This is a genomic window from Streptomyces sp. NPDC017056 (assembly GCF_044332485.1).
In the GTDB taxonomy this organism is placed as follows: Bacteria; Actinomycetota; Actinomycetes; order Streptomycetales; family Streptomycetaceae; genus Streptomyces.
In genome coordinates this window covers 1-13,400 of the sequence record NZ_JBIRPD010000032.1, presented here as the reverse complement: position 1 = coordinate 13,400, position 13,400 = coordinate 1, and the positions used below count along the sequence as shown (strand labels likewise).

The following is a 13,400-nucleotide window of genomic DNA, read 5'->3' as shown; positions in this document are numbered from 1 at the left end:
CCCGCCCATCCGCGGGGGCCGCTTCCGGTGCGCCCGGCGGACGGCCTGGTTTTGGCCACAGGCGCCGTGTACCCGGTCGAGGACTTGACGGAACAGGACCCGGGCACGTCAGCTTAGATTCACATGTTGGAGACACGCCGGGTCCCATCGGTGAGGCCCGGCCGGTGGCCGGTCGTCGCGCCGGGCACTACAGGCGGGAGTGGATGAGTCGATGGAGACTCCGGGTTCGCAGTCCTCGCTGCACCGGGCCAACCTGGAGCGGGTCGTACGCGCGGTGCGCATGGCGGGCTCGCTCACCCAGGCGGAGATCGCCCGGACCACGGGCCTGTCGGCGGCCACGGTCTCCAACATCGTGCGGGAACTGAAGGACGCCGGGACCGTCGAGGTCACCCCCACCTCGGCCGGCGGCCGCCGGGCCCGCAGCGTCTCGCTCTCCGGGGACGCCGGCATCGTCGTGGGCGTCGACTTCGGCCACTCGCACCTGCGGGTCGCGGTCGGCAACCTCGCCCACCAGGTGCTCGCTGAGGAAACCGAGCCGATCGACGTGGACGCCTCCGCCGCGGACGGCTTCGACCGGGCCGAGCGCCTGGTCAACCGGTTGATCGCGGCGACCGGCGTCGGTCCGGGCAAGGTCATCGGCGTCGGCCTCGGCGTCCCGGGCCCCATCGACGTCGAGTCCGGCACGCTCGGCTCGACCGCCATCCTCCCGGGCTGGAGCGGCACCAACCCGAGCGAGGAGCTGGCCGACCGGCTCGGCGTGTGCGTGTACGTCGACAACGACGCCAACCTCGGCGCGCTGGGGGAGCTGGTGTGGGGCAGCGGCCGCGGGGCCGCCGACCTCGCGTACATCAAGGTCGCCAGCGGCGTCGGCGCCGGCCTGGTCATCAGCGGCCGGATCTACCGCGGCCCCGGGGGCACGGCGGGCGAGATCGGGCACATCACGCTCGACGAGTCCGGGCCGGTCTGCCGCTGCGGCAACCGCGGCTGCCTGGAGACTTTCACCGCCGCCCGGTACGTGCTCCCGCTGCTCCAGCCCAGCCACGGGCCCGACCTGACCATGGCGGAGGTGGTCCGGCTGGCCCGGGACGGCGACCCCGGCTGCCGCCGGGTGATCGGGGACGTGGGGCGGCACATCGGCAGCGGCGTGGCCAACCTGTGCAACCTGCTCAACCCGAGCCGGGTGGTGCTCGGCGGCGACCTCGCGGAGGCCGGGGAACTGGTGCTGGGGCCGATCAGGGAGTCGGTGTCGCGGTACGCGATCCCCAGCGCCGCACGGCAGTTGGGCGTCGTGCCGGGGACGCTCGGCGGCCGGGCCGAGGTGCTGGGGGCGCTGGCGCTCGTACTGAGCGAGATGGGCGATTCGACGCTGCTGGACGGCGCGCTGCCCGCGGAGGGGACCGTGCAGTCGGGCGGACGGAAGGCTCCGGCGGCGCCGGCGGGCGCCGGTCCCCGTCTCGGTGACGGCACCGGCACCTCGGCCATTGCCTGACGTACGTGCCGCACGCTGAGTTCACACAGCTAACGCATGGCACCGTTGTCATCTCGTTAAGTATTTACTCCTTGACGGTCTGCGAGCGGCCGAGTTGACTTCCAGCCACCTCGGCCGCAACGACGCGGCCTCGTCAGGGAGGTTTCACCGTGAACACGCATCTGCGTCGTGCTGCCGTGGCCGCTGCCGCCGTCTCCATGGCCGCGGGCCTCGCCGCCTGCGGCTCCGCGAAGGAAGCCGGCGGTGACGGGGGCGCCAAGAAGGACGGGAAGGGGCCGCTGACCATCGGCCTCCTGCTGCCCGAGAACCAGACCGCGCGGTACGAGCGGTTCGACAAGCCGCTGATCGAGAAGAAGATCCGCGAGCTGGCGGGCAAGGACACCGAGATCCTCTACGACAACGCCAAGCAGGACCCCTCCGTCCAGCAGCAGCAGGTCGACACGATGATCACCAAGAAGGTCGACGCCCTGATCCTGGACGCGGTGGACGCCAAGTCCATAGCCTCCTCGGTCAAGAAGGCCAACGACAAGGGCATCCCCGTCGTCGCCTACGACCGGCTGGCCGAGGGCCCGATCAAGGCGTACACCTCCGTCGACAACGAGCGCGTCGGCAAGATCCAGGGCGAATCGTTGCTGCAGGCGCTCGGCGACAACGTCGACAAGGGCGAGATCGTCATGATGAACGGGTCGATCACCGACCCGAACGCCAAGATGTACAAGGACGGCGCGCACTCCGTACTCGACGGCAAAGTCAAGATCGGCAAGGAGTACGACACCAAGGAGTGGAAGCCGGAGAACGCCAACGAGAACATGAAGGGCGCCATCTCCTCGCTCGGCAAAGACAAGATCATCGGCGTCTACTCCGCCAACGACGGCATGGCCGGCGGCATCATCACCGCCCTCAAGAGCGCCGGCTTCACCAAGCTCCCGCCGGTCACCGGGCAGGACGCCGAACTCTCCGCCGTGCAGCGCATCCTCATCGGCGAGCAGTTCATGAGCGTCTACAAGCCCTACAAGCCGGAGGCCGACGCCGCCGCTTCGATGGCCGTCGCCCTCGCCCAGGGCAAGAAGCTGGACTCGGTCGCCAAGACCACCGTCGACAGCGCCACCGAGAAGAAGGTGCCGTCCGTCATCGTCACGCCGTTCGCGCTGACCAAGGCCGATATTTCGAAGTATGTCGGCCAAGAGGGCTTCTTCACCAAGGCCGAGATCTGCACCGCCAAGTTCCAGTCCGCCTGCGACCAGGCCGGTCTGAAGTAAGCCCTTCCCGCCCGTCCGGCGCCCCGCCCCGCCCGCGGGCCGGGGCGCCGGACGGCACATCCCCCGCCGGTCAGGCGGCGAAGGAGATGATTCACGTGTCCGCTACGCCCGTGCTGGCGTTGCGCGGAATCTCCAAGCGGTTCGGTGCCGTGCAAGCACTCACCGACGTCGAACTGGAGATCCACCCCGGCGAGGTCGTCGCCCTGGTCGGCGACAACGGCGCCGGCAAGTCCACCCTCGTCAAGGCGATCGCCGGCGTCGGGCCCGCCGACGCCGGCGTCATCGAGTGGGAGGGCCGGCCCGTCACCGTCGACCGGCCGCACACCGCCCAGGAACTGGGCATCGCGACCGTCTACCAGGACCTCGCGCTGTGCGACAACCTCGACGTCGTCGGCAACCTCTTCCTCGGCCGCGAGATCGCCCGCGCCTCGGTGCTGGACGAGGTCGAGATGGAACGCCGCTCCCGCGAACTGCTCGCCACGCTCTCCATCCGCATCCCGAGCGTCCGCATCCCCATCGCCTCGCTCTCCGGAGGCCAGCGGCAGACCGTCGCCATCGCCCGCTCGCTGCTCGGCGACCCCAAGGTCGTCATCCTCGACGAGCCCACCGCGGCCCTCGGCGTCGAACAGACCGCCCAGGTCCTCGACCTCGTCGAACGACTGCGGGAACGCGGCCTCGGCACCATCCTCATCAGCCACAACATGGCCGACGTCAAAGCCGTCGCCGACCGGGTCGCGGTCCTGCGCCTGGGCCGCAACAACGGCACCTTCGACGTCCGCACCACCAGCCAGGAAGAGATCATCTCCGCCATCACCGGAGCCACGGACAACGCCGTGACCCGGCGCAAGGCCCGCACCGCGGAGGACCGGACGTGACCACCAACCTCTCCAAGACCGGCGACGACCCGGCCGGCTCGGCCCCCGCAGCGGGCGCCGTCACCGCCGTCGACCCGCGCCTGCTCGTACGCCAGCAGGGCTTCAAGGGCTACCTCGACGAATTCCGCCGCAAGCTGCGCAGCGGCGAACTGGGCTCCCTGCCCGTCGTCGTCGGCCTCGTCGTCATCGGCATCGTCTTCCAGCTCCAGGACGCGGCCTTCCTCGGCGCCGAGAACCTCTCGAACCTCTTCGTGACGGCCGCCGGCACCGGCCTGATCGCCGTCGGCATCGTCTTCGTCCTCATCCTCGGCGAGATCGACCTGTCCGTCGGCTCGGTCAGCGGCCTGGCCGCCGCGGTCTTCGCCGTCCTCAACATCAACAACGGCCTGCCGGAATGGCTCGCCCTGCTCCTCGCCGTCCTCACCGGCACCGTGACCGGCGCCCTGCACGGCTTCTTCTTCGCCCGCATCGGCGTCCCCGCCTTCGTCGTCACCCTCGCCGGACTGCTCGGCTGGAACGGCCTGATGCTGCAGATCCTCGGGTCGAACGGCACCATCAACCTCGACGACAGCGGGCTCGTCGCCCAGCTGACCAACTACTACTTCAGCGACATCGCCGCCGCGTACGGGCTCGCCACCGTCGCCGTCCTCGCCTTCCTCAGCCTCTCCCTGCTCGACTCGCGCCGCCGCGAGGCCGCCGGCGTGCCCAGCCGGCCGCTGAGCGAGGTACTCCTGCGCACGGCCGTGCTGGCCGTCCCCGCCTACCTGGTCGCCTGGCTGCTCAACCAGTACAAGGGCCTGCCGCTCGCGGTGGTCATCTTCCTCGGCGTGGTCGTCGCCCTCGACTTCGTGCTGCGGCGCACCTCGTACGGCCGCCAGGTCTTCGCCCTGGGCGGCAGCGTCGAGGCGGCGCGGCGCGCGGGCATCAACGTCCCGTTCATCCGCATCTCCGTCTTCTCCCTCGCCGGCACGATGGCCGCCGTCGGCGGCATGTTCCTGGCCTCCCAGATCAACGCCGCCAACCAGTCCTCCGGCGCCGGCAGCCTCCTCATGAACGCGATCGCCGCGGCCGTCATCGGCGGCACGAGCCTGTTCGGCGGGCGCGGCAAGACGTGGTCCGCGCTCCTGGGCGTCCTCGTCATCCAGTCCATCGCCTCCGGCATGGCCCTCCTGGGCATCGCCTCGGCGGTCCAGTTCATGATCACGGGAGCTGTGCTGCTGGCGGCGGTCGTCATCGACTCCGTGTCGCGGCGCACGCAGAAGACGGCGGGGCGCGCGTAGCGCGCTACGCGCGCGGTTTTCCGCTGTTTGCGCTGCGCGCGGGCTTTGCGCTTCGCGCGGGGTTGCGCTGGTTGTGGTTGGGTCGGGGCCGCGCAGGGGGGTGTCTCCTCACCGCACTCGCGGACGCCATGTCTGGAAAGCTGAACCTGGTGTAGCGAGCTGTCGGCTGCGGGGACACCCCCCTGCACGTCCCCTCCGGCCGGATTGGCAGCCCCGCGCGAGTGGGGGTGGGGGAGGAAAAGATCACCATGAGCGCCGCAACCATGTGGTTGTGGCGCTCGTCGTTTGTGAGGGCGGGGGGCCGGGTGCGTGCCGGAGGCGCGGCGGGGACGGCCATCCGCGTGACATACATCGCAAGGCCCGTTCTCCGCCGCCGCAGGCGGAACATTAGACTCGGCAGATCGGCAAGCTCGACCAGCCAGAGCCAGCTACAACCTAGCGAATCTGTACACATCGCTCGAACCAGCTCGACAGCAAGGAGGCACGGGTGGCGCTGCTGACCCGTATCAAGGGACCGCGCGATCTGGACCGACTGGGCCCGGAGCAGCTGGAGCAGCTGGCGGGGGAGATCCGTACGTTCCTCGTCGACGCCGTCTCCAAGACCGGTGGGCACCTCGGCCCCAACCTCGGTGTGGTCGAGCTGACCATCGCCCTGCACCGGGTCTTCGAATCGCCGAAGGACAAGGTGCTGTGGGACACGGGACACCAGTCCTACGTCCACAAGCTGCTCACCGGGCGGCAGGACTTCTCGAAGCTGAAGATGAAGGGCGGCCTGTCCGGCTACCCCTCGCAGGCCGAGTCCGAGCACGACGTGATCGAGAACAGCCACGCCTCCACGGTCCTGGGCTGGGCGGACGGCCTGGCCAAGGCCAACGAGGTGCTGCGCAGGAACCAGCACGTCGTCGCCGTCATCGGGGACGGCGCGCTGACCGGCGGCATGGCCTGGGAGGCGCTGAACAACATCGCGGCCGCCAAGGACCGCCCCCTCGTCATCGTTGTCAACGACAACGAGCGCTCGTACGCGCCGACCATCGGCGGGCTGGCGAACCACCTGGCCACCCTGCGCACGACGGACGGCTACGAGCGCTTCCTGGCGCGCGGCAAGGACCTGCTGGAGCGCACCCCGGTCGTCGGCAGGCCGCTGTACGAGACGCTGCACGGCGCGAAGAAGGGGTTGAAGGACTTCATCGCGCCGCAGGGCATGTTCGAGGACCTGGGGCTCAAGTACGTCGGGCCGATCGACGGGCACGACATCGTGGCCCTGGAGTCCGCGCTGCAGCGCGCGAAGCGCTTCGGCGGCCCGGTCATCGTCCACTGCCTCACCGAGAAGGGCCGCGGCTACCAGCCCGCCCTCCAGGACGAGGCGGACCGCTTCCACGCCGTCGGCAAGATCCACCCCGACACGGGCCTGCCGATCGCCTCCTCCGGCGCCGACTGGACCTCCGTCTTCGGCGACGAGATGGTCAAGCTGGGCCACGAGCGTGAAGACGTCGTCGCGATCACGGCCGCGATGCTGCAGCCGGTCGGCCTGGACAAGTTCGCCAAGGCGTTCCCCGACCGGGTGTACGACGTCGGCATCGCCGAGCAGCACGGCGCCGTCTCCGCCGCCGGCCTGGCCACCGGCGGCCTGCACCCGGTCTTCGCCGTGTACGCCACGTTCCTCAACCGCGCCTTCGACCAGGTGCTGATGGACGTCGCGCTGCACAAGTGCGGCGTCACCTTCGTCCTGGACCGGGCGGGTGTCACCGGCACCGACGGCGCTTCGCACAACGGCATGTGGGACATGTCGATCCTCCAGGTCGTGCCGGGCCTGCGGATCGCGGCCCCGCGCGACGCCGACCAGGTCCGCGCCCAGCTGCGCGAGGCCGTCGAGGTCGACGACGCGCCGACCGTCGTGCGCTACTCGAAGGGCGCGGTCGGCCCGGCGGTCGAGGCCGTCGGCCGGGTCGGCGGCATGGACGTGCTGCGCGAGCCCGCCGAGGGTGTCGAGCGGCCCGACGTGCTGCTGGTGTCGGTGGGCGCGCTGGCCCCGATGTGCCTGGAGATCGCCGACCTGCTCGACAAGCAGGGCATCTCGACGACGGTCGTGGACCCGCGCTGGGTCAAGCCCGTCGACGCGGCGCTGCCGGGGCTCGCCGACGCGCACCGCGTCGTGGTCACCGTCGAGGACAACAGCCGTTCGGGCGGTGTCGGCTCCGCGGTCGCGCAGGCGCTGCGCGACGCGAATGTGGACGTTCCGCTGCGTGACTTCGGCATTCCGGAGCGCTTCCTCGACCACGCCTCCCGCAAGGAGATCCTGGCCGAGATCGGGCTGACGGCCCCGGACATCGCCCGGCAGGTGACCGGTCTGGTCTCCAAGATCGACGGCCGGTACGAGGACGCGGACCGGTCCGTCGACGCCGCGCGGGCCGAGGCCGCGCGGGACTGACCGGAAGGCGGGGCGGAAGCCGGAGGGGCCGGTACGGCGTGACCGTGCCGGCCCGCCGCGTACGCGCAGGTCGTTCAACGGACGCGTAAAGACCGCCCAAGGCCGCATAAATCCGACGTGCAGGAACCGCACAAACACCGCTGAACGGTCATACGATGGGCTGGTGGGCCACCCGAACGGGTGCAACCACCGGCCCTTCGGCATATCCACCCGTCCGTACCATCGGGTGAATCCCCGCCGCGTGCAGGCCCGCCGCACCGTACTCGTCCCGACCATTGCGCAGACTCGGTCAGTTCACGAGTCGCGACGGTCGTCCAGGCGGAGGTTGGCCCATGAGCAGTACACAGCGGGGCGCGGAGCACGGGCCGGGCAGGCCGGGCGGCGCGTGGAGCGGCCGGGGCCGCGGGAACGGCATGTTCCGGACCAAGACCGTCGAGCAGTCGATCCGGGACACCGAGGAACCGGAGCACGCGCTCAAGAAGTCCCTCTCCGCCCTCGACCTGACCGTCTTCGGTGTCGGCGTCGTCATCGGCACCGGCATCTTCGTCCTCACCGGCAAGATCGCCAAGGAGACGGCGGGCCCCGCCGTCGCCCTCGCCTTCGTCGCCGCGGGCCTGGTCTGCGCGCTGGCCGCGCTCTGCTACGCGGAGTTCGCCTCGACCGTGCCGGTGGCCGGCTCGGCGTACACCTTCTCGTACGCCTCCCTGGGCGAGCTGCCCGCCTGGATCATCGGCTGGGACCTCGTACTGGAACTCGCGCTGGGCTGCGCGGTGGTCGCCGTCGGCTGGTCCGGCTACGTCCGCTCGCTGCTGGACACCGCCGGGGTCCACCTGCCGCAAGGGCTGTCCGGCACGCACGACGGCGCCTTCGGCTTCGACCTGCTCGCCTGCGTCCTCGTGCTGGTCCTGACCGTGATCCTCGTCGTCGGCATGAAACTGTCGTCCCGCGTGACCTCGGTGATCGTCGGTATCAAGGTCACCGTGGTGCTCCTCGTCATCATCGCGGGCGCCTTCTTCATCACCGGCGCCAACTACGAGCCCTTCATCCCGCCGAGCCGGGCCACCGGCGGCAGCGACGGCCTCGCCGCCCCCCTGTCCCAACTGATCTTCGGCTTCACTCCGGCCACCTTCGGCGTGATGGGCATCTTCGCGGCCGCCGCCGTGGTCTTCTTCGCCTTCATCGGCTTCGACATCGTCGCCACCGCGGCGGAGGAGACCCGCCTGCCGCAGCGCGACGTGCCGCGCGGCATCCTCGGCTCGCTGGCCATCTGCACGGTGCTGTACGTCGCCGTCTCGGTCGTCGTCACCGGCATGCAGAAGTACAGCGAACTGTCCACGGACGCCCCGCTCGCCGACGCGTTCAAGTCCGTCGGGCACCCCTTCTGGGCGGGGCTGATCAGCTTCGGCGCCGCCGTCGGCCTGACGTCGGTCTGCATGATCCTGCTGCTCGGCCAGAGCCGGGTCTTCTTCGCGATGAGCCGCGACGGCCTGCTGCCGAAGGTGTTCTCACAGGTCCACCCGCGCTTCGGCACCCCGTACCGGTCGACCGTCGCCCTCGGCGCCGTGGTCGCGGTCGTCGCCGGCTTCACCTCGATCGACGAACTCGCCGAGCTGGTCAACATCGGCACCCTGTTCGCGTTCGTCGTGGTCGCCCTCGGCGTGGTCATCCTGCGCCGCTCCCGCCCCGACCTGCCCCGCGCCTTCCGTACGCCGCTGGTCCCCTTCGTCCCGGCGCTGTCGGTGCTGGCCTCGCTGTGGCTGATGCTCAACCTGCCCGCGGAGACCTGGCTGCGCTTCGGCGTCTGGATGCTCATCGGCTTCGTCGTGTACTTCGCCTACGGGCGCTCGCACAGCCGCATGAACCGGCCCGGAAACCGGGAGACGGCCCCCTCCGGGCCCGCAGACCCCGGCCAGGGTCCCTGACCCGGCCGGGAACGCCGCGGCCCCGTACGCGCCTCCCCGACGGCGTACGGGGCCGCCACCGTGCGCCGCCGCGCCGGAATTCGCTGTCGCCTGCCCCGGCAACGGCCTACTCTGCCGGGGAGTCACTGCCCGCCGCGGCGGCGCGGGAACTGGCGGAGGAGACGGGACTTCGGGTGACCCCCGGCGCGCTGGGGCAACTGGTCGCCCATACCTCCGGGTACGCGGAGCTGACCTGGGCGAGCGGCGTGTTCGAGGACGTGTTCTTCCTGCACCGCGTCGTCCGGCACACGGTCGACACCAGTGGCTTCGAGCCACACGAACGCGCCGCGACGGCGGAGCACCGCTGGTGGACGGCGGACGAACTGGCGGCCACCGCGGAGACCGTCTTCCCGTACGGGCTGCCGCCGCTGCTCGCGGGCCTGCGCGACGGCCGGACGCCGGCCGCGCCCGTGCGACTGCCCTGGCACCACTGAGAACAGCGGTACCAGGGCAGTCGGCGAAACGGTCGTCCTGCCTTAAGCGGGCACGCTCGCGACGCCCGGAGCCAGGAACTTCTTGCCGTTGACGCGCTCCGAGACACCCTCACGATCCAGGTACGGCGTGATGCCGCCCAGGTGGAAGGGCCAGCCCGCGCCGGTGATCAGGCACAGGTCGATGTCCTGCGCCTCGGCGACGACACCCTCGTCCAGCATCAGGCCGATCTCCTGCGCGACGGCGTCCAGGACGCGGTCGCGGACCTGCTCCTCGGTCAGCACCGAGTCGCCCTGCTTGAGGAGCGCCTTGACCTCCGGGTCCAGCTCCGGCTTGCCGGAGTCGTACACGTAGAAGCCGCGCTTGCCGGCCTTGACCACGGCGGCCAGGTTCGGCGAGACGGTGAAGCGCTCCGGGAAGGCGCCGTGCAGCGTCTCGGAGACGTGCAGGCCGATCGCCGGGCCGACCAGCTCCAGCAGCACCAGCGGCGACATCGGCAGACCGAGCGGCTCGACGGCCTTCTCGGCGGTCTCGACGGGGGTGCCCTCGTCGATGACGTTCTGGATCTCGCCCATGAAGCGCGTCAGGATGCGGTTGACCACGAACGCCGGGGCGTCCTTGACCAGCACCGCCGTCTTCTTCAGCGACTTGGCGACGGAGAAGGCGGTGGCCAGCGACGCGTCGTCGGTCTTCTCCGCGCGCACGATCTCCAGCAGCGGCAGGATCGCGACCGGGTTGAAGAAGTGGAAGCCCACGACCCGCTCGGGGTGCTTGAGCTTGGACGCCATCTCGGTGACCGAGAGGGACGAGGTGTTCGTGGCGAGGATGGCGTGCTCCGGCACGACCGCCTCGACCTCGGCGAACACCTGCTGCTTGACGCCCATCTCCTCGAAGACGGCCTCGATGACGAAGTCCGCGTCGCCGAAGGCGGCGGCCTTGTCGAGGTGGCCGCTGACCAGGCCCTTGAGGCGGTTGGCCTTGTCCTGGTTGACGCGGCCCTTCAGAAGCAGCTTGTCGATCTCGCCGTGGACGTACTCCACGCCCTTGTCGATACGGGCCTGGTCGATGTCGGTCAGCACGACCGGCACCTCCAGACGGCGCGCGAACAGCAGCGCCAGCTGCGAGGCCATCAGGCCCGCGCCGACCACGCCCACCTTGGTCACCGGGCGCGCGAGCGACTTGTCCGGCGCGCCGGCGGGACGCTTGGCGCGCTTCTGCACCAGGTTGAACGAGTAGATGCCGCTGCGCAGCTCGCCGCCCATGATCAGGTCCGCGAGGGCCTGGTCCTCGGCGTCGAAGCCCTGGCGCAGGTCGCCGTTCTTGGCGGCCGCGATGATGTCCAGCGCGCGGTACGCGGCCGGGGCGGCGCCGTGCACCTTGCCGTCCGCGATCGCCTTGCCGCGCTGCACGGCCTGGTCCCACGCCTCGCCGCGGTCGACGTCGGCCCGTACGACCTCGGTGTCGCCCTTGAGGACCGAAGCGGTCCACAGCAGCGACTGCTCCAGGAAGTCCGCACCCTCGAAGATCGCGTCGGCGATGCCGAGGTCGAAGACCTGCTGGCCCTTGAGCTGCTTGTTCTGGTTCAGCGAGTTCTCGATGATCACCGAGACCGCGCGGTCGGCGCCGATCAGGTTCGGCAGCAGCACACAGCCGCCCCAGCCCGGCACCAGGCCGAGGAAGACCTCGGGCAGCGAGAAGGCGGGCAGCGCCTTGGAGACGGTGCGGTACGTGCAGTGCAGACCGACCTCGACACCGCCGCCCATCGCGGCGCCGTTGTAGTACGCGAATGTCGGCACGGCCAGGCCCGACAGCCGCTTGAAGACATCGTGGCCGCCCTTGCCGATGGCCAGCGCGTCCTCGTGCCGCTTGAGCAGCTCGACGCCCTTGAGGTCGGCGCCGACCGCGAAGATGAACGGCTTGCCGGTGATGCCGACGCCGGTGATCTTCCCGTCCTTGGCCTCCGCCTCGACCTGGTCGATCGCGGCGTTCAGGTTCGCCAGCGACTGCGGGCCGAAGGTGGTCGGCTTGGTGTGGTCCAGGCCGTTGTCCAGCGTGATCAGCGCGAAGGTACCGGCGCCCGGCAGCTCCAGGTGCCGCACGTGCGCCTGCGTGACGACCTCGTCCGGGAACAGCTCGGCCGCGCCCTTCAGCAGTTCGGTAGTGGTGCTCACTTGCCTGCTCCCTCGAAGTGCGGGTTCTCCCAGATGACCGTGCCGCCCATGCCGAAGCCGACGCACATGGTGGTGATGCCGTAACGGACGTGCGGCTGCTCCTCGAACTGCCGCGCCAGCTGCGTCATCAGCCGCACACCGGAGGACGCGAGCGGGTGACCGAAGGCGATCGCGCCGCCGTACTGGTTGACCCGCGGGTCGTCGTCCGCGATGCCGTAGTGGTCCAGCAGCGACAGCACCTGGACGGCGAACGCCTCGTTGATCTCGAACAGGCCGATGTCGTCGATGGACAGCCCGGCCTTCGCCAGCGCCTTCTCCGTCGCCGGAACCGGACCGATGCCCATGACCTCGGGCTCGACGCCCGCGAAGGCGAAGTCCACCAGGCGCATCTTGACCGGCAGGCCCAGCTCGCGGGCCACGTCCTCGGCGGCGATCAGCGAGGCGGTGGCACCGTCGTTCAGGCCCGCCGCGTTGCCGGCCGTGACGCGGCCGTGCGGGCGGAAGGGCGTCTTGAGGCCCGCGAGGTTTTCGAGGGTGGTGCCCGGGCGCATCGGCTCGTCGGCGGTCGCCAGACCCCAGCCGGTCTCGCCGGCCTCCGCGTTGGTGCGGCGCACCGAGATCGGCACCAGGTCGGCCTGGATCTTGCCGTCGGCGTACGCCTTGGCGGCCTTCTCCTGGCTGCGCACCGCGTACTCGTCGGCGCGCTGCTTGGTGAGGTGGGGGAGGCGGTCGTGGAGGTTCTCCGCCGTCATGCCCATGAAAAGGGCCGACTGGTCGACCAGCTTCTCGCTGACGAACCGGGGGTTCGGGTCCACGCCCTCGCCCATGGGGTGACGCCCCATGTGCTCCACGCCGCCCGCGACGGCGATGTCGTACGCACCGAAGGAGACGCCGCCGGCGATGCTCGTCACGGCGGTCATGGCGCCGGCGCACATCCGGTCCACGGAAAAGCCCGGCACGGACTGCGGGAGCCCCGCGAGGATGCCGGCGGTACGGCCCAGGGTCAGACCCTGGTCGCCGATCTGCGTCGTCGCGGCGAGGGCGACCTCGTCGATACGGGCCGGGTCGAGGTCCGGGTTGCGGCGCAGCAGCTCCCGGATGCACTTGACGACGAGGTCGTCGGCGCGAGTCTCGTGGTAGATGCCCTTCGGGCCCGCCTTGCCGAACGGGGTGCGGACGCCGTCGACGAAGACGACGTCCCTAGCGGTACGAGGCACGTTGGCTCTCCTCCAGGTGCGGGGTGGCACTGCTGCGGGCGCGCCCATGGGGCGCGTCACGCCCCTCATGCTACTTGCGGGTAACCAGGCTGCACAGTCCTTGTGGGGGGAGCGGCGAACGTCACATGTCGCGCTGGTGCGCGGTTGCCTCACTTGCCTGGTCGCGCTTCGCGCGTTTGCGCCTACGGCTGGGTGGGTGGGGGGCCGGGGCCCCGCAGGGGTCTCTCCTCACCGCAGTCGCGGAAGCCTTGTCTTGAACGCTGAACCTGGTGTTGCGACGTGTCGGCT

Annotated in this window: 9 protein-coding genes; 7 read left to right on the top strand and 2 right to left on the bottom strand. The window is 70.5% G+C overall.

Annotated elements, in window-relative coordinates; genetic code table 11:
• Positions 1–211: 211 nt before the first annotated feature.
• The 7 genes from ACH4OW_RS37135 (at position 212) to ACH4OW_RS37105 (ending at position 9,726) form a co-directional block, all read left to right on the top strand.
• Positions 212–1,489 (top strand): ROK family protein, encoded by a 1,278-nt coding sequence (locus tag ACH4OW_RS37135; RefSeq protein ID WP_398032970.1) that lies wholly within the window; start codon positions 212–214, stop codon positions 1,487–1,489.
• Positions 1,490–1,638: 149 nt separating this feature from the next.
• Positions 1,639–2,748, top strand: coding sequence for a substrate-binding domain-containing protein (locus tag ACH4OW_RS37130; protein ID WP_360130881.1), 1,110 nt, complete (start codon positions 1,639–1,641; stop codon positions 2,746–2,748).
• 86 nt (positions 2,749–2,834) lie between these two features.
• The gene (locus tag ACH4OW_RS37125) at positions 2,835–3,623 is read left to right on the top strand and encodes an ATP-binding cassette domain-containing protein (RefSeq protein WP_360141107.1); all 789 of its coding nucleotides are present in this window, start codon (positions 2,835–2,837) and stop codon (positions 3,621–3,623) included.
• Entirely contained in the window at positions 3,620–4,903 is a 1,284-nt protein-coding gene (locus ACH4OW_RS37120) for a sugar ABC transporter permease (protein WP_398032966.1), read from the top strand. The genes ACH4OW_RS37125 and ACH4OW_RS37120 overlap by 4 nt, the downstream gene beginning before the upstream one ends.
• A 487-nt stretch (positions 4,904–5,390) precedes the next feature.
• Entirely contained in the window at positions 5,391–7,331 is a 1,941-nt protein-coding gene (gene dxs / locus ACH4OW_RS37115; RefSeq protein WP_360141101.1) for a 1-deoxy-D-xylulose-5-phosphate synthase, read from the top strand.
• Positions 7,332–7,744: 413 nt separating this feature from the next.
• Positions 7,745–9,253, top strand: coding sequence for an amino acid permease (locus ACH4OW_RS37110; RefSeq protein WP_398033059.1), 1,509 nt, complete (start codon positions 7,745–7,747; stop codon positions 9,251–9,253).
• On the top strand, positions 9,250–9,726 hold the full coding sequence (locus ACH4OW_RS37105) for an NUDIX domain-containing protein (protein ID WP_398033057.1): 477 nt from the start codon (positions 9,250–9,252) through the stop codon (positions 9,724–9,726). The genes ACH4OW_RS37110 and ACH4OW_RS37105 overlap by 4 nt, the downstream gene beginning before the upstream one ends.
• A 42-nt stretch (positions 9,727–9,768) precedes the next feature.
• On the opposite strand, the gene ACH4OW_RS37100 is transcribed toward ACH4OW_RS37105, so the two are convergent.
• Both ACH4OW_RS37100 and ACH4OW_RS37095 read right to left on the bottom strand, forming a co-directional pair.
• Entirely contained in the window at positions 9,769–11,895 is a 2,127-nt protein-coding gene (locus tag ACH4OW_RS37100) for a 3-hydroxyacyl-CoA dehydrogenase NAD-binding domain-containing protein (protein ID WP_398032963.1), read from the bottom strand.
• Positions 11,892–13,112, bottom strand: coding sequence for an acetyl-CoA C-acyltransferase (locus tag ACH4OW_RS37095; protein WP_360141095.1), 1,221 nt, complete (start codon positions 13,110–13,112; stop codon positions 11,892–11,894). The genes ACH4OW_RS37100 and ACH4OW_RS37095 overlap by 4 nt, the downstream gene beginning before the upstream one ends.
• Positions 13,113–13,400 lie beyond the last annotated feature (288 nt).